Origin of the sequence: Pseudomonas sp. HB05 (genome assembly GCF_016756915.1) — a bacterium.
GTDB lineage: Bacteria > Pseudomonadota > Gammaproteobacteria > Pseudomonadales > Pseudomonadaceae > Aquipseudomonas > Aquipseudomonas alvandae.
The window spans coordinates 19,485-41,062 of the sequence record NZ_JAESPG010000023.1 but is presented as its reverse complement, the minus strand read 5'-3'; the positions used below and the strand labels follow the sequence as shown (position 1 = coordinate 41,062).

25 protein-coding genes are annotated in these 21,578 nt (G+C 56.5%); 24 read left to right on the top strand and 1 reads right to left on the bottom strand.

Annotated elements, in window-relative coordinates; all coding sequences use genetic code 11:
* Positions 1-3: 3 nt before the first annotated feature.
* The 24 genes from JMN22_RS19840 to JMN22_RS19725 all read left to right on the top strand — a co-directional run bounded on the left by JMN22_RS19840 (position 4) and on the right by JMN22_RS19725 (position 19,601).
* The gene (locus JMN22_RS19840; RefSeq protein ID WP_165887402.1) at positions 4-468 is read left to right on the top strand and encodes a DUF6998 domain-containing protein; all 465 of its coding nucleotides are present in this window, start codon (positions 4-6) and stop codon (positions 466-468) included.
* Between the two features lie 77 nt (positions 469-545).
* Complete coding sequence (locus JMN22_RS19835; RefSeq protein WP_165887403.1) at positions 546-1,274, top strand: hypothetical protein; 729 nt, start codon at positions 546-548, stop codon at positions 1,272-1,274.
* Positions 1,275-1,285: 11 nt separating this feature from the next.
* Positions 1,286-2,233: a major capsid protein gene (locus tag JMN22_RS19830; RefSeq protein WP_198795961.1), complete on the top strand. Its 948-nt coding sequence runs from the start codon at positions 1,286-1,288 to the stop codon at positions 2,231-2,233.
* Between the two features lie 52 nt (positions 2,234-2,285).
* Positions 2,286-2,594, top strand: a complete 309-nt coding sequence (locus tag JMN22_RS19825) for a hypothetical protein (RefSeq protein ID WP_198795962.1) — start codon at positions 2,286-2,288, stop codon at positions 2,592-2,594.
* A 4-nt stretch (positions 2,595-2,598) separates the two neighbouring features.
* Positions 2,599-3,102 carry a DnaT-like ssDNA-binding protein gene (locus JMN22_RS19820; protein ID WP_030141970.1) on the top strand — a complete coding sequence of 168 codons (504 nt, stop codon included), beginning with the start codon at positions 2,599-2,601 and terminating at the stop codon, positions 3,100-3,102.
* Positions 3,103-3,105: 3 nt separating this feature from the next.
* Positions 3,106-3,471 (top strand): hypothetical protein, encoded by a 366-nt coding sequence (locus JMN22_RS19815; protein ID WP_198795963.1) that lies wholly within the window; start codon positions 3,106-3,108, stop codon positions 3,469-3,471.
* On the top strand, positions 3,468-3,890 hold the full coding sequence (locus JMN22_RS19810) for an HK97 gp10 family phage protein (protein WP_198795964.1): 423 nt from the start codon (positions 3,468-3,470) through the stop codon (positions 3,888-3,890). The genes JMN22_RS19815 and JMN22_RS19810 overlap by 4 nt, the downstream gene beginning before the upstream one ends.
* The gene (locus tag JMN22_RS19805) at positions 3,887-4,303 is read left to right on the top strand and encodes a phage tail terminator-like protein (protein WP_198795965.1); all 417 of its coding nucleotides are present in this window, start codon (positions 3,887-3,889) and stop codon (positions 4,301-4,303) included. The genes JMN22_RS19810 and JMN22_RS19805 overlap by 4 nt, the downstream gene beginning before the upstream one ends.
* 394 nt (positions 4,304-4,697) lie before the next feature.
* Complete coding sequence (locus JMN22_RS19800; protein WP_165887408.1) at positions 4,698-5,351, top strand: phage tail protein; 654 nt, start codon at positions 4,698-4,700, stop codon at positions 5,349-5,351.
* A 3-nt stretch (positions 5,352-5,354) separates the two neighbouring features.
* On the top strand, positions 5,355-5,738 hold the full coding sequence (locus JMN22_RS19795; protein ID WP_165887409.1) for a phage tail assembly chaperone: 384 nt from the start codon (positions 5,355-5,357) through the stop codon (positions 5,736-5,738).
* 17 nt (positions 5,739-5,755) lie between these two features.
* Positions 5,756-6,049: a DUF1799 domain-containing protein gene (locus JMN22_RS19790; protein WP_033864640.1), complete on the top strand. Its 294-nt coding sequence runs from the start codon at positions 5,756-5,758 to the stop codon at positions 6,047-6,049.
* Positions 6,050-6,059: 10 nt separating this feature from the next.
* Entirely contained in the window at positions 6,060-9,026 is a 2,967-nt protein-coding gene (locus tag JMN22_RS19785) for a phage tail tape measure protein (RefSeq protein ID WP_198795966.1), read from the top strand.
* A 39-nt stretch (positions 9,027-9,065) separates the two neighbouring features.
* Entirely contained in the window at positions 9,066-9,398 is a 333-nt protein-coding gene (locus JMN22_RS19780; RefSeq protein WP_030141962.1) for a phage tail protein, read from the top strand.
* A complete protein-coding gene (locus JMN22_RS19775; protein ID WP_198795967.1) occupies positions 9,395-10,750 on the top strand; it encodes a pyocin knob domain-containing protein in 1,356 nt (451 codons plus the stop codon). The genes JMN22_RS19780 and JMN22_RS19775 overlap by 4 nt, the downstream gene beginning before the upstream one ends.
* The gene (locus tag JMN22_RS19770) at positions 10,747-11,121 is read left to right on the top strand and encodes a hypothetical protein (protein WP_030141960.1); all 375 of its coding nucleotides are present in this window, start codon (positions 10,747-10,749) and stop codon (positions 11,119-11,121) included. The genes JMN22_RS19775 and JMN22_RS19770 overlap by 4 nt, the downstream gene beginning before the upstream one ends.
* Before the next feature lie 40 nt (positions 11,122-11,161).
* Positions 11,162-11,845 (top strand): phage minor tail protein L, encoded by a 684-nt coding sequence (locus JMN22_RS19765; protein ID WP_030141959.1) that lies wholly within the window; start codon positions 11,162-11,164, stop codon positions 11,843-11,845.
* A gap of 3 nt (positions 11,846-11,848) precedes the next feature.
* A complete protein-coding gene (locus JMN22_RS19760) occupies positions 11,849-12,625 on the top strand; it encodes a C40 family peptidase (protein WP_198795968.1) in 777 nt (258 codons plus the stop codon).
* Between the two features lie 114 nt (positions 12,626-12,739).
* The gene (gene bamE, locus JMN22_RS26675) at positions 12,740-13,027 is read left to right on the top strand and encodes an outer membrane protein assembly factor BamE domain-containing protein (RefSeq protein WP_198795969.1); all 288 of its coding nucleotides are present in this window, start codon (positions 12,740-12,742) and stop codon (positions 13,025-13,027) included.
* Positions 13,028-13,619: 592 nt separating this feature from the next.
* A complete protein-coding gene (locus JMN22_RS19750; RefSeq protein ID WP_198796068.1) occupies positions 13,620-14,174 on the top strand; it encodes a tail assembly protein in 555 nt (184 codons plus the stop codon).
* A 60-nt stretch (positions 14,175-14,234) separates the two neighbouring features.
* Entirely contained in the window at positions 14,235-17,318 is a 3,084-nt protein-coding gene (locus JMN22_RS19745; protein ID WP_198795970.1) for a host specificity protein J, read from the top strand.
* A 314-nt stretch (positions 17,319-17,632) separates the two neighbouring features.
* On the top strand, positions 17,633-18,295 hold the full coding sequence (locus JMN22_RS19740; RefSeq protein ID WP_165887418.1) for a hypothetical protein: 663 nt from the start codon (positions 17,633-17,635) through the stop codon (positions 18,293-18,295).
* A gap of 70 nt (positions 18,296-18,365) precedes the next feature.
* The gene (locus JMN22_RS19735) at positions 18,366-18,791 is read left to right on the top strand and encodes a cell wall hydrolase (RefSeq protein WP_198795971.1); all 426 of its coding nucleotides are present in this window, start codon (positions 18,366-18,368) and stop codon (positions 18,789-18,791) included.
* Positions 18,788-19,306, top strand: coding sequence for a lysis system i-spanin subunit Rz (locus JMN22_RS19730; protein ID WP_198795972.1), 519 nt, complete (start codon positions 18,788-18,790; stop codon positions 19,304-19,306). Before JMN22_RS19735 ends, JMN22_RS19730 begins: the two co-directional genes overlap by 4 nt.
* 73 nt (positions 19,307-19,379) lie before the next feature.
* The gene (locus JMN22_RS19725) at positions 19,380-19,601 is read left to right on the top strand and encodes a hypothetical protein (RefSeq protein ID WP_198795973.1); all 222 of its coding nucleotides are present in this window, start codon (positions 19,380-19,382) and stop codon (positions 19,599-19,601) included.
* Positions 19,602-20,444: 843 nt separating this feature from the next.
* On the opposite strand, the gene JMN22_RS19720 is transcribed toward JMN22_RS19725, so the two are convergent.
* The gene (locus tag JMN22_RS19720; protein ID WP_198795974.1) at positions 20,445-21,233 is read right to left on the bottom strand and encodes a hypothetical protein; all 789 of its coding nucleotides are present in this window, start codon (positions 21,231-21,233) and stop codon (positions 20,445-20,447) included.
* Positions 21,234-21,578 lie beyond the last annotated feature (345 nt).

The window sequence follows — 21,578 nt, the reverse complement described above, 5'->3', positions numbered from 1 at the left end:
ACTATGGATCAGGTCATTCAGCAGAAAATTGAAGAGGCTTTGAAAGGGCTTTTTACCGCGGTTTCAATGCTGCGGGACGCATATCCAGGCAAGCCTTTCACGCCTGATGGCCGACTTGTTGGCGATATCGGAGAAGTCATCGCCAGCCTGGCTTATAACCTCACGCTGAATGAGAAGCTGACCAAGCACCATGACGCTGTCACGCCTGATGGGCGGAATGTGCAAATCAAAACCACGTTCGGAACCAGTCTTACTTTTCCAGTCCATCATGTGCCCGACTATTACCTCGGTATTCGCATGAATCGTGATGGTACGTTCGAGGAGATTTACAACGGGCCGGGACATCTCATTCAGGTGCAGCTTTCAGGGCGAAAGGTCACGAAGACTGGGCTACATGGCGGATTGATGGCGATGCTAAAGCGGATCAATCAGTTAGTACCTGACGAAGAGCGAATACCTAAGCGCTAACTCCAAAACAAGCCCGGCCATGTGCCGGGTTTTTTATGCCTGTAAAGCAGGCAGCACGAACCCAAGGGGGCCTAAACGTGGCAGAAGAAAACGAAATCGACCTGGAAAATCCGGCAATCAAGGCCGCCATCGCGACTGCCGTGGAGGCCTCTGTGACCGGGTTGAAAACCAAGAACACCGAGTTACTGGGCAAGCTGAAGGAAACCACCACAAAACTCAGCCAGTTCGAAACTCAGTTCGAAGGTCTGGACATCAACGCGGTGAAGGGGCTGTTGACCAAAGCCGGCGAGGATGAAGAAACGAAACTCCTCACCGAGGGCAAGATTGACGAAGTCTTCTCCAGGCGCACCGAGCGCTTGCGTGGCGACTTCGAAAAGCAACTCAAGGCGGAAAAGGAACGTGCTGACAAAGCCGAATCCTTCGCGAGCAAGTTCCGGGACAAGGTCCTGGGCGACTCCATCCGTTCTGCGGCCATCAAGGCTGGAGCGCTTCCTGAGGCAGCGGAGGATCTGATTCTGCGCGCCAAAGGGCAGTTCACGCTCAATGAAGAGGGCGAAGCAGTTGCGATCGATAAGGACGGCCAGGCCATCCTTGGCAAAGACGGCAAGACCCCTCTGACGCCGCTCGAATGGGCGGAATCCTTGCGCGAAAGCGCACCTCATCTGTGGCCTAGGGCTTCAGGAACCAATGCCCCGGGCGGGGGTAGCGGTAATGCCGCGCTGAAACGCTCCGAAATGACGCCTTCGGCCAAGCGTGAATTCATCACGAAGCACGGCCAGGACGCCTACCTGAAATTGCCCAAATAATGGAGTAACCCATGGCGACTACCGTCAACACGGACATGATCGTTTACAACGATCTTGCCCAGACCGCCTACCTGGAGCGTATCCAGGATGTGATCGATGTGTTCAACGCTTCCTCCAACGGCGCTCTGGTGCTGGATAACGAGCTGATCGAAGGTGACTTGCGCAAGCGTGCTTTCTACAAGCTCGGCGGCTCCATCGCACACCGTGACGTCAATTCGACCGCAACGGTGGCCGGCCAGAAGATCGGCTCTGGTGAGATGGTCGGCGTCAAGGTGCCGTTCAAGTACGGTCCTTACGAAACCACTGAAGAGGCGTTTAAGCGGCGAGCTCGTTCCCCTGAGGAGTTCTCCGAGCTGGTGGGGATTGACTACGCCGATGCGGTTCTCGAAGGATACATCCAGTACGCGATGGCAGCCCTGAAGGCCGCTATCGGTGCAAATCCGAACATGGTTGCCACTGCCAGCTTCGCCACTGACGGCAAGAAGGCGCTGACCAAGGGCATGCGCAAGTTTGGCGACCGCTTCGGTCGTATTGCGTTGTGGACCATGGACTCGGCGACCTACTTCGACATGGTCGATCAGGCCATTACCGAAAAGGTCTACGAAGAGGCGGGTGTGGTCATCTACGGCGGCCAACCTGGAACCATGGGCAAGCCCGTTCTGGTCTCGGACACGATCCCAGCGGAAACCATCTTCGGCCTGCAAGCCGGCGCGATCAAAATCACCGAGTCTCAAGCTCCGGGCTTCCGTTCGTACCCGATCAACACCCAGGAAAACTTGGCGATGGGCTTCCGCGCCGAAGGGACGTTCAACTTGGACCTTCTGGGTTACAGCTGGAATGACTCTACCGGTGGTGTGAACCCTAACCTGGCTGCTATCGGAACCGGCGCTAACTGGGCCAAGTACGCCACCAGCGACAAGGTTACTGCCGGCGTCTTGATCGACCTGTCCGCGCCTTAAAGGCGTTCACCTTTAGCCAGCGGCCTGTAACGGGCCGCTTTTGGAGAGCGACATGGAACTTACTTATTCGGCGCAAACCAGGGACTTCGATCCGGACAAGCGTTATCGCAACCCCGTTTATTTCGAGAAGCCGGAGTCGGGCGTAACGAAGGTCACAGTGATCGGCGATTGGCCGGTCGTCGTCGATGCCTACAGGACCGCCAAGGTTCAATTGGATGTTGTCGAAGCCGGTGGCGCAGTGGAAACAGATCCGGCCAAAATGGGAGTGGCGGATCTGAGGAATTGGCTCACTGCCCAGGGCATTGAGTTCGATCCGAAGGCGCCGAAGGCTGAAATCGTAAAACTCATTCCTGCGAGCTGATTCCATGACACTCATCATCGAGGACGGCACTGGTAAGCCTGATGCCGAAAGCTATTCGAGCGCTGAGGATTTAGTCCGTTACGCCGCGAAATTCGGCGTCGCCATCCCTGCGGATACCCCCGCGCAAGAAGCACTGCTTCGCCGGGCCGCCTTGGCGATGAATGGCATGGCCTGGAAAGGGCAGAAGATGTCTAGCGATCAGGCCCTGGCGTGGCCGCGCCGGGGTATTCAACTGGATTGTGAGATCAAGCCGAACGACTACCTTCCGGCGCGCATTCCTTATGGCCAAATGGCTCTCGCAGCGGAGATTCATCGCGACGACATCGATCCTATCGAGACGCGCAAGGGCGCGGTTATTCGGGAGCGGGTCGAAGGCGCCGTCGAGACTGAGTACGCGACGATTTCCAATACCAGCGGCAGGCTGCTTCCGGCTGCTCCGGATAGGCCAAGCCGCACGCAATTTGCGGACTACCTTCTTAAACGTGGGTTGTTCGCCGTAAGGGCTTAGCCGATGAGCGAGTTTTACGACCGGATGGCAGCAACGGCCTTACGGCTGATCAAACAGTACGGCCAAGCAGTTACGCTGCGCGATGTTCAGCCTGGCGAATACGATCCTGACAATCCGGAAGGCGCGGAGGTCATCCTCCAGCAAATAGCCCAAGGCATCCTGCTCGATTTCACCGGCTTCGAGTTTCAAGCCGACACCCTGATAGTGCGTGGCGACAAGAAGCTGAAGATTGCGGCGGTGGGCTTGGATTGGAAGCCGAAGCCAATGATCACAGCCGAGATCCAGGGGAATACCTCGACGGTGATCAACGTTAAGGAGGTCAACCCAGCCGGCACTCCGCTGATATACGAATTGCAGGTCCGTTCATGAACACTTACGCAGGCCGGCAAGGCAGCTTTTCGCTCCAACTGGCCGAGTTTGCCAAACAGGCACAAGAGGCGGTGGACGCTAGCCTTCGCGAGATCATCATTGAAATCGGTAACTCGCTGATTCGAATGTCTCCGGTAGATACCGGGCGATTCCGTGGCAATTGGCAGATGTCCATCGATGCGCCGCCGGAAGGGACGCTAGGAGCGCTTGATCCGACCGGTGCGACAGCCACGGCACGCATCGCAGAAGGGTCAATTTTCTTCCGGGCAGGAACGACGGCATTCATCGTGAATAATTTGCCTTATGCGATACCGCTAGAGTACGGCCATTCCGACCAAGCTCCGGGGGGAATGGTGCGAATCACTCAAGCGCGTTTCCAGCAAATTGTCCTGGAGGCCATCAGGAACCATAAAGTATGAGCCACAACATCATCGCTGCAGCGTTAGAGTCGCGCCTGCTTGCCTGGGCCAAGGCTAGAGCCAAGCCAATGAAGGTCGTGGTGGAGAACGAGGCATATACGCCAGGCGCCGCCGAGACGTATCTCCGAGCCTTCACGCTGCCGTCAGTCACGGCCAGCAACACGCTAAGCGGCGATCACCGCCTCTATACCGGCGTGTTTCATGTGAATATCGTGACGCCGTCCGGGAAGTACCGGACCGAGGCAAGCAGCATCGTGGATGAGTTGGCGGCTTTGTTCCCCTTGAATCTGCGAGTTGCTCGCGCCGGATTAGTCGTGTCAGTGATGACGCCGGTTGCGCCCGGCCCAGGAATTCCAGACGGCAACAGTTTCACGGTATCTGCTTCGTTCCAATATCGGTCCGACACCAACTGAGCGACGTCGCGCTAGAATCATCTCTGAATAGACGTAATCGGGACTCCTCCATGGATGATGCAACGAAGGCGCGCCTACAGTGGCTGGATGAGTCAGCCGACGATCATGGTTGGAACAACCGTGAGGAGATCAACGCTAGCGAAAAATGCATTTGCAGCGCCTGCGGCCAATGGTCGAAACCGGACCAAATCACGAAGTGGCACAACGAGAAACACGCCTGTTGTCCTCATTGTGGGTTGACCGGTGTTGTCGTTGGCTCCGCATCAGGACTGCCCCTTGAGGAATACGAGAGCTGTCGAATTCCTGAGTAGCAGTCCATCCAAAATTCGCCCGTTGGGCAAACCCTGAACCCGCCATTGAGCGGGTTTTGTCATTTCTAAATAGAGGGAAATACATGAGCGCCATTCTCCCCAACGGCTCCATCCTTGAAATTGCTGCCACATTCAGCCCACCGACTCCAGTGACTGCCATCAGTAACGCTAACCCTGCGGTGGCAAATGCCGCTGCGCACGGCTTGTCGAATGGCGACATTCTGGTGGTTACTTCGGGTTGGACTCGCCTGAATGACAAGGTTGTTCGTGTCGCCGGTTCTGATGCCGGCTCGTTCGAACTGGAAGGCATCAACACCACCAACACCACGGTCTATACCGCTGGAGCGGGGGCAGGGGCTGTCCGTGCTGCGAGTGGTTGGGCGCAAATCAGCCAAGTCACCGACAGCAACAGCTCTGGCGGTGAACAGCAGTTCACCACCTTCGGCTTCCTTGAAGAGTCGGACGACCGCCAACTGCCGACAACGAAGTCTCCGATCAGCATGGCTATCACCGTTGCTGATGACCCATCGCTTCCTTACGTTGCGGTTTGTGAGGCGGCTGATGAAGATCGCGAGCCTCGCGTTGTGCGGCTGACTTTGCCCAATGGCTCCGTCATCTACTACCACGCATACGTGTCGATCACGTCTACTCCGACGTTGTCCCGGAACAGCATCATGACCCGGACTGTCACGCTGTCTCTGGCCGCTCGCCCAACCCGATACGCTGCGGGGGTGTAAGTCATGGCAAAGATCAAGATTGCTCAAAACCCGACCTTCAAAACGAAGGTCGCCATCCCGCGCGTGGGCGCTGATCCGGTCAGCGTTGAGTTCGAATTTAAGTATCTGGATCGCCTGGCCCTGGCTGCTCACTTCGACAAGTGGAACGCCGTCCGTGAGGATCATGCGAAGAAAGTCCAGGAGGACGGTCTCTCTTGGCATGAGGCCACGGTGGCAGAAATAGACATCCAGGTCGGCCAGCTCAAGGACATCATTGCCAATTGGGCCTTTGACGAGAAGCTGTCGGATGAGTCGCTGACAGCGCTTGTCACCACCTGCGTTGGCGCGCCGCAGGCGGTGCTTTCTGCCTACCAAAACGCCTATCAGTCGGCCCGCCTGGGAAACTGACCGGCGCCGCTCGCGTCATGTACGAACCAGGACCATCCGAGGCAGCCCTGGCAGCCTTCGGCATGACGTTAGACGACATTCCCGAGACTGAATACGAGGTCTGGCCGGACAACTGGCGAGCTTTCCTGTTGTTTGAGGCAATGTCAACTCAGTGGCGAACGGGAATGGGCGGAGCCTCTGGCTTGGACTACAGCGCACTCCCGCCAGTGGCAAGCATGCTGGGCATAACGCGGCGCGAATTATCAGAAGCCTTCCACGACATCCGTGTCATGGAAGCAGAAGCCATGCTCGTGATGAGCGAATCGAAATAACGGAGCCTGAATGACTTCTATTGCTGAACTCGGCATCAAGGTTGATTCGACTGATGCTGCGCAAGCGAGCTCCGATCTCGATAAGCTCACCGCTGCGGGTGCCCGCGCAGAAAAAGCCGCTGAGGGTGTTGCCAAGGGCGCGGACAAGGCATCGGAATCGATCAAGAAGCAGAAGGATGAGCTGAGCGAGCTCCTCGGCGAGATTGATCCGACGGTGAAGGCCCTAGGGCGGCTCGACGAGCTTGAAAGCAGGCTAGCGAAGCAGAAGAAGCTCGGCGCGCTCGATGCAGCTACCTTTAGCGAGTATCAGGCCAAAATTGAGCAGTCTCGGGCGAGCCTCGGGGGCTTCGACGACTCGCTGACTCGCACCGGTAACACGGCTAAGCAGACGGCTGCTGCGTTGCGTGGAGTCCCTGCTCAATTCACTGACATCGTCGTGTCGCTCCAGGGCGGTCAGTCTCCGATGACTGTTCTGCTCCAGCAAGGCGGCCAACTCAAGGATATGTTCGGCGGCATTGGTCCTGCCGCGCGAGCCCTAGGCGGATACATCCTTGGCCTTGTTAATCCCTTCACGGTTGCCGCTGCGGCTATTGCTACCCTCGGATATGCCTTCGTTTCAGGCAGTGAAGAGGCGGTCGAGTTTCAGAAATCGATCATCCTTACCGGAAACGCTGCGGGCACTTCGGCTGACGCTCTGTCCAACATGGCGCAACAGGTGGCCGCAACCGTCGGCACAACTGGCGCAGCGTCGGAGGTACTGGCAAAGCTTGCTAGCAGCGGCAAGATTGCGAGCAGCAGTTTTGAAGGGGTTGCGACCGCGGCGCTGGAGATGGAAAAGGCCACTGGCCGGGCGGTGGAGGAAACGATCGCCGAGTTCGTGAAGATCGGAAAAGACCCAGTCGCAGCCGCGAAAGAGCTCAACGATCAATACAACTTCCTGACGGCAACGACGTATGCGCAAATCGTCGCGCTGAAAGAGCAGGGCGACACCATCGGCGCGGCCAAACTTCTGACCGACACCTATGTCGATACCATCAAGAATCGCAGCAGTGAGGTCACGGAAAATCTCTCAATCTGGGAGCGTGGGTGGAAAAGCCTAAAGGGAGAAATCTCGGCCACGGCTGATGCCATAAAAAACATCGGGCGTGATCAGACCCTGGCTAGCCAGATCACCGAGGCGCAGCAACGTGTGGCGGCGGCCCAGAGTGCCCTAAATGGCATGCCCGACGACACCGATGCCCAGGCCAAGCTGACCAATTCAAAGCTGGAACTGGAATTTCTCATTCAGCAGAAGAACACCCAGGACGCCATCGCCAAAGCTCAGGGGTTGAGCGCACAGAGACAGCGTGAAGGCATCGACGCGAGAATCCGCGTGAAGGCCATCAGCGACTCCAGCCTTTCCAGCGAGGAGAAGCGCAACGACCTTATCAAGGAGTACAAGCGGGAGGTCGAGGCGCTGCGCAGGGCAAACCCCGACGATCCGCTGGTTCAGGAAGCTGTCGTCGCGAAGACAATCCAGAACATTCGGGACCGGAACAAAGACCCGAAAACCGCGACGTCGTCCATCAACCTCACCGACTTCAACGACTCGAAAAATCAGCTAACGCTGATCCTCAGCGAATACAAGAGCGCTCAGAGGGAGCTGGAAGCAGCGCAGAAAGCCGGCCTGCTCACACAGGAAGACTATCTCCTCAAACGTAGAGCCCTTATCGGCAATGAGCGGGATGAGGTAACCGCAGCTTACCAGGCGGAGATCGCAGCTCTCGAGGCATCGAAGAGCCAAGCCAGCACCACAGCCGCCCAGCGCATTCAGTTGGACCAAAAAATCGCCGATGCCAAAGCCAGCATGATCAAGGCGGAAAAGGAGGCTGACAGCGAGCTTGAGGTGATCGCAACGAATGAGCAGGGGAGGCTTGCGAAGCAGGCCCAGGCCGTCAAATCCTATACCGACGCGTTGGATCAGCAGAACGCCGCCCTGCGCCGTGCTGGGAGCCGTGCCGCAGACGGAGTCGGGCTTGGCGACCACCAGAATGCGATCAATAGCGAGCTGAACGGCATCGCTGATCGTGCGAATCAGCAACGCTTAGATCTGGCTCGAGATAAGGCCGACCAGGCGCGAAACATGAGCGCTGAGGAATACAGAGCCAAGCTGGACGCGATCAATCGAAGCGAACGGGAGATGAGCGAAACCGTGCTCAGCAACTACGAGCAGTTGTCTGAAGCTCAGGGAAACTGGAGAAACGGCGCAACATCTGCGTTCAGCAACTATCTGGACAGCGCGCGTGATGTGGCTGGGCAAACCAAAAGCCTATTCACCAATGCTTTTAGCTCCATGGAAGATGCTTTGGTCAGCTTCGCCATGACTGGGAAGCTGTCGTTCTCGGATTTCGCAAAATCGGTATTGGCTGACATGGCTCGTATGGCTGCCAGAGCGGCTACGTCCTCTGCGCTCAGTTCGTTGTTTGGCATCGCTGCATCCGCTGTTGGCTCCTATTTCGGCAGCCCTGCTTCTGCCGGCTCGACGCAGGCTGGTTACTCCGGCGATTTGTCGGGCTTCACTCCGGGGAGCATTCAGGCCAAGGGCGGTGCGTGGGCTGGCGGCGTGCAGATGTTTGCCGACGGTGGGGCTTTCACCAATTCGGTAGTCAGCAAGCCGACCGCCTTCGGTATGGCTGGCGGAGAGACCGGAATCATGGGTGAAGCCGGGCCGGAGGCAATCATGCCGCTGACTAGGACAGCAGGTGGCAAGCTCGCCGTGATGGCGGTAGGTCGCGGCCAGAGTTCCAGCACCAACCAAGTGGTAATTCAGCAAAACATCGCCGTGCCGGATGGGCAGGGTGCTGGAGGCGCTGATGAGACCACCAGTCAGGCCGTTGCCCAAGCTTACGCCCGGGCGGCCAAGCAGGGCGCTCAAGAGCAAATTGCTCGGGACTTGAGGCCTGGCGGCCAAATCTGGCAAGCCATCAACAAACGGTAATCCCCGCTTCGACGGGGTTGTGTTTTAGGAACATACAGCATGGAAACTTTCACCTGGGCTCCGGATAAAGAGCCTTCCGGTACGGTGAGTTTTCGCCGCAAGTCAGCAAAATTTGGCGACGGATACGAGCAGGTCGCTGAGGACGGGATGAACAATAAAACCCAGTCTTGGCCGCTGACATTCACTGGACCAAAGTTACGGATCGCTGAGATCAAGGCATTCCTGGATGCGCATAAAGGCGCTACGGCTTTTAGCTGGACGGAGCCTTTCGGGGAGTCATTGCTGGTGCGGTGCAGCGAGTATCAACCTCGGCATGCAGGCGGTGGTGTTTACCGGTTGGCCGCAACTTTTGAACAGGCATTTCACCCATGAGCATTGTCCCGATCAACATCGGTGGAGGCGCTAACGACGGGGCAGGTCAGAGTCTCCGCTCGGGCGGGGAGACCATCAATTCCAATTTTGCAGAACTCGATGTTCGGACAACTGCTGCACAGCTGGCCGCTGATAAAGCGGGTGAGACAGCCTCGCTCGCTGGGGAAGCAGCAACGGACGCCAGAGCCAGAGCTGACGCAGCCCAGGCGAAGGCTGACGCAGTCGCTGCCGAAAAGGGACAACCCAATGGGATTGCCACTTTGGATGACAGCGGCACCGTCCCTGCCAGTCAGTTGCCCAGTTACGTCGATGATGTACTGGAGTTCGAAAGCGAGTCCGCTTTTCCAGCTACAGGCGAAACAGGGAAAATCTATGTCGCCGCTTACTCCAATGATCAGTACCGCTGGAGCGGCACCCAATACATTCTCCTCTCCGCATCGCCCGGCTCGACTGATGCCGTCCCGGAGGGTAGCGTCAATAAATATTGGACCAATGCCAGAACCGTTGCGAGCGTGCTCACCGGACTCCTCACGACAAACCCGGCTGTGGTGGCTGCAACAGACACTATCCTTGCCGCCATAGGAAAGCTGCAACGGCAAATCAGCGATGCAGTAGCCTCGCTCGGGAATAAGGCCGCGAAAGGGGCCAATAGCGATATCACCTCGTTATCAGGACTTACCACGGCGCTCTCGATTGCCCAGGGCGGTACAGGGGCGACTACGCTCGCAGCCGCTCAAGCTGCACTTGGGATCAACTCAGCGATCAACCTTCCTACCGGGACGAACCTCAACAATATTCAGGCCACAGGCTTCTACATGCAGCAGGCGAACGCTAACGCGACGTTGGCCCTGAATTACCCTGTCGCAGCCGCAGGATCACTTATCAGCGTGCAGCTCGGGAGCAGCATCACCACTCAGACGTACACCGTGTACAACACTGGTGAGCAATACGTGCGATCCAGGTACGTAGCTGCCTGGAGCGATTGGAGATTGACCATCACTGACGCAACTGTGGGATTTGCCTATGCCTACCCGAACGGCGGAACGGAAGCAGCTCCCGCAACGGTGACAATCAACAGCCGTTACACGGTAGCCAACCCGTTCCCTGGGCATGAAGTTATCGTACAGGCGGAGATCCTGATAGGAGGCAAGTGGGGCGATGCTGGTTGGTTCTACAGCTCTGGCGGCTACGGCACCAAGGGCTCCCAACTGGACTTGAACACCTTGGTCGTTCAGACGGGGGCTACCCGGGTGAGCTACACATCCAACGCCAGTGGCGATCCCTTTGGACAGACAGCCACAGGTCTGACTTCCGCTACTTGTCGCTTAAAAGTCTGGAGAGTCCATGCATGACCTTGTGCGTTTACGCTGAGATTGGCAGCAATTTTCAACAGGTGGGTGGGGACTGCCCTAATGGTTGGATTCAAATGAATGGTCAGCGTCCCGATGACGAGAACACCCTGCTTTACACCGCATCGGAGAAAGGCGAGTGGGTTATCTCCGATAGGACGCTGCTAGAGATCCGGATGAAAAGGGAAGCGGATTGGGCATCCTCCGAGATGGTCGTCGTGGCCGAACAGCTCGTGATGCTTGAAGACTCTGACCCTGCCGCCTTGCCGGGGACAGATCGGCAATGGCGGGATTATCGAATCGCGCTCAGAGCCTGGAAGGAAGGGCACCCTGACTTCCCAGACGAAGCAAAGCGCCCAAAACGGCCCATCTGATCTCCACTCGCCTGATTTGAATTTTTCCTGAGGACACTCTATGCCGATTACGGCTGATATCCAGACGCTGGAGCCTGGCGCTTGGGTGGAGCTTTTTGAGCTCGATGCAACGATGCTGGGCGCCGAGCTTTACCGCTTCCATGGCTACCCACAGCAGTCCTCGATATTTTGGCAGGGCAAAGAGTATTCGCCTTGGCCGATCAAAGCTGAAGGCTTCGAGATGACGGGGCAGGGGACGCAACCGACGCCGACTCTTTCCGTGGGCAACGTTGGCGGCTTTATCACAGCGTTGGTTTTGTATTTCGAAGATCTCGTCGGCGCGAAACTGATTCGCCATCGAACCTTGGGCAAGTATCTCGATGGGCAGCCCGAAGCGGACCCAGAGGAAGAACTGCCACCAGATATTTGGTATGTCGAGCGCAAGGCTGCCGAGGACAACGAAGTCGTCCAGTTCGAACTGGCGACGGCCTTGGATTTCGCTGGAGTTCAACTGCCTCGGCGACAGATCGTAGCCAATGTGTGCTGGTGGCTTTCCTGTGGCGGGTACCGAGGTCCATATTGCGGCTATAACGGGCCACCTGTCGCGGACGAGAACGATGTCATCGTCACTGACGCCGCCAAGGATAAGTGCGGCGGTCGCCTGACTAGCTGCAAGCTACGTTTCGGCGAAAATAACCCCCTCCCATATGGCTCATTCCCCGCTGCGGGGTTGCTCCGGACATGATTTATGAACAAAGCAAACAGAGCGGCGATCGAGGCACACGCCATCGACGAGTATCCGCGCGAGGCGTGTGGGCTGTTGGTGAGGGTAAGTCGTAAAGAGATCTACATTCCATGCCGCAACATCGCCTCGACGCCGAACGAGCATTTCCGCTTGGCGCCCGAGGATTACGCAGCCGCTGAGGACAGGGGAGAAATTCTCGCCGTTGTACACAGCCACCCCGATTACCCGGCCACCCCGAGTGAGGCTGATCGCGTGTCTTGCGAGGCGTCGGGCTTGCTCTGGCACATTCTCGAAGTGCGAAAAGACGATGACGATGTAGTGCGAGCTGGGAATTTGGTGAGCTTCGCGCCGGTTGGGTATCAGGCACCTCTGATTGGCCGCAAGTTTGTGCACGGTGTGCATGATTGTCTCAGCATCATCCTGGATTTTTACCGTCGGGAGATGGGTATCGATCTTGGCAGCTATGAGCGGGAAGACGGTTGGTGGGATAAGGGAGGTAATCTCTATCTCGAAAATTTGCCCGCGGCTGGCTTCGAAAAAGTACCCGCACCACAGCATGGCGACATCGTGCTGATGCAGATCCGTTCACCGGTGCCGAACCATGCGGGGATATACCTGGCCGACGGTGTACTGAGGAGTGAGCCAGAGCACTACCCGGCGCCCGGATCGATTCTTCATCACCTCTACAACCGCGACAGCAAGCGGGATGTGTACGGCGGGTACTGGTCTGAAGTGACGGTGAGCTATTGGCGGTACCAGCGCGCGTATGCAGTTGAATGAAGCGCACCAGAGTGCACAGTTATGCGCTGTTATCGAGTCGTGATGAGGCCTTGCTGAACCCGTACTGAGGACGAATCGATGCTATGGTTGATCCATTAATGACGAGGATTAACTATGCGGACATTGATTGGGGCACTCTTACTAGCATCCTTGATTACACTGTCTGGCTGCGCAGGGACCGACTTCTCCTATGATGAGGCGCGAAAGGTGCAGGTCGGTATGACGGAAGAGCAGGTTGTACAACTGATGGGCCCGCCGTATTCAGTTGTGTCTCGTGCCGATGGTCAAATGTGGGTATGGAGTCACGCTAACGGTGTGACCGGTGCGAGTCGAGTGATCTCCTTCAAAATTAAAGATGGAAAAGTCGTAGAGGTACCCCCGATTCCTGCGAGCTTCAAATAATGCAAATGCGTTGCAGCTGAATGACGTTCCACTGGGCTTTTCTTTTAGGCTGCTCCCGGTATCTTTGGCAATTTTCCAGAGGAAAACTATGAGATTAGTTATCGGCGCGATAGTCGTTGCTGTATTGGCGGGGTGCTCGACCTCCCCGGTGACGGAGCAAACAGCGAAGTCCATACCCGCTGACCGCGTCTACCAGCCAGCAATGGTGGCTGCGGGCGATGCCGAATCCCAAGCGAGCGCCACAGTTACGTTCCTTCGCGATTCTGGATATTTCGGGGCCGGTTGCAGTCACGATATGTTCGTCAATAACGTCAAGGTTTTCGCGATACGCCAAGGGGAATTTATTCGCCTTGCACTGCCAGCCGGAGCATATTTCTTCCGTTTAGAAACTGGCGGGGGATTATGCCCAAATATCGCGACCTCTCAGAACTCGGACCTCAAGCCCGGCGCTAGTGAGTCCTATAGGATCTTGTTGCCGTCCGACGGAAGCTTGAGACTTACAAGAATCAAATAAAGCCAAACAAACGAAGCCGCCTCCGGGCGGCTTTTTTGCGTCTGGAGAATTGTGTTGATCACCTACACCCAGGAAAAAATGCAGGTCGTCCTGCTATCTGGATCGCTTGCCCGCCTGTTCGGACGCAAGCATCGGATTGCCACTTGCGGCGGGTTTAGAGACATCATTGGCTACTTCAAATCTCAGTTTCCCGGATTCGAAAAACACATGATGGAAAGCTCAGGGAAGGGAGTCCGATACGCCGTCTTCAATGGTAAGGAAAATATCGGTGAGGAAGATCTGAAGAAGCCAACTGGCCGCGAGGTCGTTCGCATAGTGCCGGTGCTTACCGGATCAAAGCGTGCCGGGGCCCTACAAACCATAATCGGTGCCGTACTTATCGTGGTTGGTCTCGTCTACAGCCCGCTTCTGCCGGTCGGCATTGCGATGGTTGCTGGTGGGGTGATGCAAATGCTCAGTCCTCAGGCAAAAGGCCTGGGCACCCAAGACAGCCCAAACAACCGACCCAGTTACAGCTTCAACGGCCCGGTGAACACCAGTGTCCAGGGCAACCCTGTGCCGTTGCTTTATGGCCGCATGATCGTCGGCAGCGCCGTGATCAGCGCCGGTATTTATTCCGAAGACCAGATGTAACCGAAGCATCCATCACGAGGCCCGCCATTGAGCGGGCTTTTTTTCGCCCAAAGGAAAGTCATGACCCAGCTAGCCATAGCCGGACGCAAGGGTGGTGAGTCGAAGCCGCGTCCTTCCGTTGAGGCTCCGGACAACCTGCAAAGCACCGCTTTCGCGCGAATTCTCGACCTGGTGAGTGAAGGTGAGATTCGAGGCCTGGCGAACGGCATGCAGTCCATTTTTCTAGATGAGACACCGCTGGCAAACCCGGATGGAACGTTGAACTTCAGCGGCGTCAGCCAAGAGGTGCGAACCGGCAGTCAGGATCAACTACACATCTCGGGCTTCCCCGCAGTGGAGAGCGAAATTGCCGTCGGTGTTGAGCTCCGCTCCGACCAGCCTTGGGTGCGTGCGGTAACCAATCTTCAACTCTCGGCAGTCCGGATCAGACTTTCCACTCCACGTCTTGCACGGACAAACACCACAAACGGCGACACCAACGGATACACGGTCCGATACAGGATTGAGCTGTCCACCGACGGCGGACCCTTTGTGTCCGTGCTGGACGCGGCTTTCAGCGGAAAGACATCGACAAAATACGAACGATCACACCGCGTCGATCTTCCTAGCGCGACCAGCGGCTGGACCGTGCGCGTGATCCGTCTGACGGCCAATGCCACCAGCTCCGCGATATCAGACACCACCAACGTTGAGGCAATTACAGAGATCATCGACGCGAAGCTGAGATACCCAGGTTCGGCCATCGTCGGCCTGCAATTCGATGCGTCGCAGTTTCAATCGATTCCGACTCGCTCGTTCGATTTGTATGGCCGCATCATCAAGGTTCCAAGCAATTATGACCCAGAGACGCGCACCTACACGGGAGTCTGGGACGGCACCTTTAAAAGCGCCTGGACAGATAATCCTGCCTGGGTTTTTTACGACTTACTGCTGCATTTCCGCTATGGGCTCGGCCATCTGCTGAACGCGGGGCAGGTGGATAAATGGGAGCTGTATCGGATCGGTCAGTATTGCGATCAGCCAGTCCCCGACGGAAAGGGCGGCACCGAGCCGCGTTTCACCTGCAATCTGTACCTTTCGGTTCGCGCTGATGCGCTGCGCGTGCTCCAGGATCTGGCGACAGCGTTCCGTGGGATGGCGTACTGGGCTGCCGGTTCCGTCATGGCCGTGGCCGATATACCAGAGGATCCTGTTTATACCTACTCGAATGCCAACGTCATCAACGGGAAATTCAACTACACCGGATCTGCCAAGAAGACGCGCTATACCGTTGCCCTGGTGAGCTGGAACGATCCTTCGGATTTTTATCGGCAGAAGGTTGAGTACGTAGACGACCAGCCCGGAATCGCTCGCTACGGCATCCAGCAAACCGAAATCACAGCTACCGGATGCACGTCTCAGGCTCAGGCGCAGCGCGTTGGTAAATGGGCATTGCTTACTAACCGCCTGGAGACGGAGAGCGTCAGCTTTTCCGTTGGCTTGGATGGCACCTTGGCGCGGCCTGGTCAGATCATCCGCATCGCGGATAACGACAGGGCTGGGCGCAGAGTCGGTGGCCGGCTGCGTTCTTCAACGCTCGACACTCTCGTGCTCGACGCGGATGTAACCGCCTTTCCGGGCGACACCATCACCCTGATTATGCCCAACGGTAAGGCTGTCTCTCGAGCCATAAAGTCCGTGGGCTATCCCCTGACTTGGGACAGCTCTCGCATCACGTGGGACAACGGCAACATCACTTTTGATACCACGGGTTTTCCGGCTGAGGTACAACAAGTCGTGCTGTCGGAAAGCCTCGAGGCGTTGCCGCCGCTTCACTCCATGTGGGCAATCGACTCACCTGCCTTGGCGGTGCAACAGTTTCGGGTGATGTCCGTAGCGGAAGATTTTTCGGACACGGAAATCAAGTTCACCATCAATGCTGTACGGCACAACTCCAGCAAATACGGTGCAATCGACAACGGCAGCCGTATCGAGCGTCCGCCAATCAGCGTCGTTCCCCCGAGCGTTCAGAAGCCGCCAACGAATGTGACACTCAGTAACGACCATTTCGTCGATCAGGGTAGCGCAATCAGCGTCATGACAATTACTTGGGATAGGCCAGAAGCGGCAATCGCTTATGAGGTGTATTGGCGCAAGGATGAAGGTGATTGGATCTTTGCAGGCCGTACCGGGACGACATCAATTGACGTCAGCGGGATCTATGCCGGCAGGTACACGGCGAAGGTGCGAGCGATCAACTCGCTCGATATCGGCTCTGTTTTCGCAACCTCTGCGGAGACGGTGCTGAACGGAAAAACTACGCCGCCACCAGAAGTCTCCTCGTTCGTTGCCGAGTCGATCGTATTCGGTATCAAACTGAAGTGGGAGATTCCTCAGGGCGTAAGCACTGCGGATCTGCAACGGACGGAGATCTGGTATAGCGAAACCAACCAGATCGTAGACGCCACCAAATTCGGTGACTACACCTACCCACAGACTGACTTGACCATCATGGGACTCGCTCCCGGAAAAACCTATTTCTTCTGGGCACGCCTGGTTGATCGGATCGGAAATATGGGCGCTTTCTTCGGCCCAGTCTTTGGGCAGTCGTCGGCTGATGCCGGGCCAATCCTGGACTACCTGAACGATAAGATCACGGAAACCCAGCTCAGTAAGCACTTGCTCGAGAAAATCGATTCCGGCGGCGCCCAGATAGAGATCGACGCTCTCCAGAGCGAGCTTGCCGCGATGTACAGCATCAAGACCCAGCTTACTGTTGATGGGAAACCCTACCTTGCCGGGATCGGGGTTGGAGTAGAAAACGACGAAGGAATCATCACCAGCCAAGTCCTCATTGCAGCCAGCCGCTTTGCGATAGTCGATCCCAACGCTTCGGAGGTCTTCTATCCGTTCGTGGTGCAGAACAACACCGCTTACATCAAGGCGGCGTTTATCCAGGACGGATCGATCACCAATGCGAAGATCGGCGACACCATTCAATCAACCAATTATGTACCTGGTGTTTCGGGTTGGAGGCTCAGCAAGACGGGGGGAATTGAGTTCAATGGAGCGGTCTCGGGTGGAGGTAAACTCACTATCAATAACCAAGTTGTTCAGGTCTTCGATCAGGCAGGGCAGCTTCGAGTGCGTCTGGGGATCTGGTGATGCCAGTAGGATTAGAGGTTTACAACGCTGACGGCTCGGTGTCCTTCACAACCGATACGATCACGGGGCGATACCTAGGATCGTTTTTCACCGGAACGGCAAATGGTTCTGTTTTTGTGCCTGGGTTTGCAGGGGGAAGCCCATGGTTTTTCTCTGCAAAAGGGGTAGGTGGAGGTGACACCACGGTAGTTTGCGTGCCGTTCATCACCATTAATGAGACCACCATTTCGTGGAGCTTTTCCGACTTCAGGGGGCAGGGCACCACTGCGAATGCCCCTAGGGTCGGGTGCCAGGTTTTCTATGGAGTTAGGTAGATGCCAATAGGGCTTCAGGTATTCAGGGACACCAACACCCTTCAGATCGATTCAGATGTCCTGACGGTTTCGTTTTTGGGCAAATTCACTATCTCTGGTTGGACCCGTGGCTCGACCATTTATAGGGCTGCTTTAAGCCTGCCCAAGGCAACCAAGTTTGTCCTCTTCGGTGAGACGGCGGCTTCATCGTCCATTGCAGTTAGGAGCGTTGTTCTTACTGCCAGCAGCGCTGATTACGAGTTCTGGTCGAATACAGCCGACAGCGTCGTGTGCTACTGCTTTGGCGATGCTCCTGTTGTCCCGTCGCGTTGTGGGTTGCAGCTTTTTGACTCGGCAGGAAACCTCACCTTCGACTCGAACAACAAAATCCTCAGGATTTCCGCAGTGTATGAAACCAGTTCGGACACGCAGTCGTTCTCACTGCCGGTCGCGATTGGCCGTACCTACGCCTGTGGGATCAGCAACTATGACACGCGATATCGCCAGAATCAGGTAGGACAAAATCTCGCGTTCATGGTGATGATTCGGTCGGTCAGGGTGTCAGGTGGAACTGTCACATCGGGGCTTCTAGCGAATCAAGGGCCGCCGACAACCAGCCCGCCTGCCAATTCACCGATTGGGCCAATGCCCGTGATTATGGTCGCAGACGTTACCGGCTTCTAACTCGTTCATTTCGCTCAACCCAATTCCAAGCCCGCCGAGAGCGGGATTTTTTTTGCCTGGAGAAATGTAAATGACCACAACAGAAAAGGATCGCGACATCCTCGCGCGCACGCTGTGGGCCGAAGCCCGCGGGGAGGGGTTGGCCGGCCAGGTTGCCGTGGGCTGCGTAATCCGCAACCGCGTGAATGATGGCAAGGATCGCTCATGGTGGGGCGAGGGCTATGCCGGGGTTTGCCTGAAACCGTACCAGTTCAGTTGCTGGAACAAGAACGACCCGAACTATCCGTATTTGAGTGGAGCCAAGCCAATCCCGCCGAAGCAGTTCGCCCAGGCACAGCGGGCGGCGGATCTGGTTATCTCCGGGGTCGAGCCTGACATGACGAAAGGTGCGACCCACTACTACGCGAGCACCATGCCGAAGCCACCAACATGGGTACAAGGTGCAACTGAAACCTTCCGCCTGGGGAACCATGTCTTTTTCAAAGGTGTGCCATGAATCCTGCGACATTGAAGTCTCTGGTGGTCGGTGTTGCGGTTGCGCTAATCGTCGCCATCGGCGGGACCTGGAAAGTCCAGGACTGGAGGTATGGCAAGGAGCTGGCTGAGCAAGCCAGTCTCCATCAGGCCGATCTTGATGCCCTCAGTCGCGCGGCTACAGATCAGATGCAAGCAGAGCAGCGGAGGCGCCTGGAGCTCGAGCAACGCATTTCGACCAGCGAACGAACCCATTACAAGGAACTGAGCGATGCACAAGCAAATCAGGCTCGCCTACGTGATCGTCTTGCCACTTCTGATGTACGGCTGTCAGTCCTCCTCCAGAATTCAGCCGATGGCGGCCCAGTGCTTGCCGATACCGGTGCCGTCGGCGTGGTTCATGGAGGAGCAAGAGCCCAACTTGACCCAGCGCATGCTCAGCGAGTTATCGCCATCACCGACGACGGTGATCGAGCCGTAATTAAATTACGCGCTTGCCAAGCGTATGTGCGGGAGCTGATGCCCAGACATCAATGAATCCGCCCATCCTCAGCATGGAACATTTCGGTGGTGCTAGGCTCCCCTGCAGGACGACGTTTGGGGACGGAAGATGGCTGAACTGGATGAGGAGCAGGCGCTTAATGTATGGAGAGAGCTTCTGCGAAGGCCGGAGGGCCGAGCCGACGCTGAAAGACAGTACGACATCCTCCTCCGAATTGCTTACGAGTACAGGCAAAAGGGGATCATCGATAACGCTGAATGGAGAGGGCTTGCTGAAGAGGCTGTGGCTTTCTACGCCCGATCAATTAAGGATGGATCGGACAAGAATTAACACCAAAAAAATAGAGAAACCCGCCTAGTGGCGGGCTTTGTATTGCGCAGGGGGGGCGCTGGATTGATTACCAATATTGCCCAACGGTTTCGCTCTGTGGGTTTTCAATCCCTGTCGAGCTAGCTGAATGTCCTCAAATATATGCTTAGCGAGGCTTTTTAACCCAGCTTCCCCTCGATAATCGCTTCTCACCAGACCCACCACTGCAAATGATTCCCCGGTCTCACCTGTTACCGTAAGTGAGGCAGTACCGTCACCCCAAAGAACACATTTGACCGTGCTGCCTGGTAGCAGGCGTCCCAAGGCATCCTCTATTTCGGCCCTACTTAGTCTATCCATGGCGCAGCCTCGGGTTCGTAGGGACCAGAGGATAAGCCAGAAATACAGTTCGTAATATGGTGGCGCTGTGCCTCTCTGGGTCAGCTTGTGCCGTCTGGAATCCGCCCTATCATCGGCCAACGGTCGTGGATGAATGCATATTCCGGAGGAGGGGAAGTGGTGACTATGTACACGCGCCGAGCATCGCCTTCACCTAGTATTAGGCATTCAAGCCCGAAGCCCTCGTTCATATCGAACCAGTGCGACACGCGCTCCGTATCTTTCTCCATGTAACGCTGCACGAGCCCCAGCGCTCGCTGCGGGTGATACTTCTCCCATCCCCCTCGTTCTACCGTCTCTAGTTTTGCCCACCCACCTGATGGGCCTGTGCCTTTCTCCTCTCGGCGGCGCCCCCATCGCACCCACCCAAGATCCGTCCCGTCCTGAAGAACCACGGGAATTGCTGCCTTGGGGTTCGGGAAATACACCTTGACCCGTTCATACGCTCTATTTTTGTCCGCCGCCTCAACTCCGCCGCACATCTTGCACCCCGGGTTCGCTGGTTGTGTCCAGTGGACCCCGGTATTTCGGAGGAAGTGTACCCAGGCATTTCGGTTTTTCGACGAACCCTAAGCCGTTGCAAGGTAGGCAGTCGTCACGCTCGCCAAACCGGTCCGAGCACGAAGAACACAGGACGAACCTCGCCAGCTCCGCAAATGGCCTGAGCTTTTCCATCAGCACCAAATTTCGATTTTCGCGTGCGACTTGCAGGGCATCGACAAGCCAACGGTAGACGTCTGGATCTTCAATGGGGGTGTAAACCACTCCCAGGATCATTCTTGCTGTCTCGACCAGATCAAACTGGCGACCATCATCCAAGGTGAGGACAAGCCCCTCAATCACGCCCGTGGTTGGCGACGCGCTGTAGATCAGCTTTAGCTCTTCACCTTGGCGATACACTTTTCCGTCGTAGGGACGGATGCGGCGGCCCTCGCTTTTCGCCGAAAATGTCGATTGACGAATCGTGCCCAGGTTTGAGGAGCCGTCTCGCGCGACAAGGTCGTAATGAGACGCGCTGTGATAGAGAACAGATGTCGATTGCAGCTCTTCAACTGCGAGCCAGTATGCGGAGTTCGCTAATTCGTCCATGCCAAACTGGTCGTCTTGATCAATCAACCGTTCCTCGGTCAACCTCGCGCTTGCCGAAAGCAGGCTGGACCGATACGCCTCAGGGTTTTGTAACCGGAAGTCGTGATCGTCGAGCGTATCGCGCCATTGCTGGATTCTCAGCGCTCTGGCTTGTTCAAAATTCATGGAGGTTCGCTTGTCTTGTACTGTATATGCATACAGTATTCGAGCAAATCAATCCTCGCGAGGGTTAGGCGACGAGCTGCTTCGACGGCAGCTTTCGGCCATTAGCTGCCTTTCACAAGCGACCGCCTTCGGCCAAAAGCAGTCACTCGTCCCACACGTTTTTTCGGGTTGGCATCACTCAGGTCGTGATGCCTTCATGTACCTTGGAACCGCTACTGACGGGTATGATCTAATCTGCACGGCTGAGTGGTGCTAGACCGCTTCTAGACGAACAGCGACGGTCATACCACGACCGTCGCCGTACGCTTTCAGACCTCTGTCTGTTCCGCCATCTCCAATGCTAGG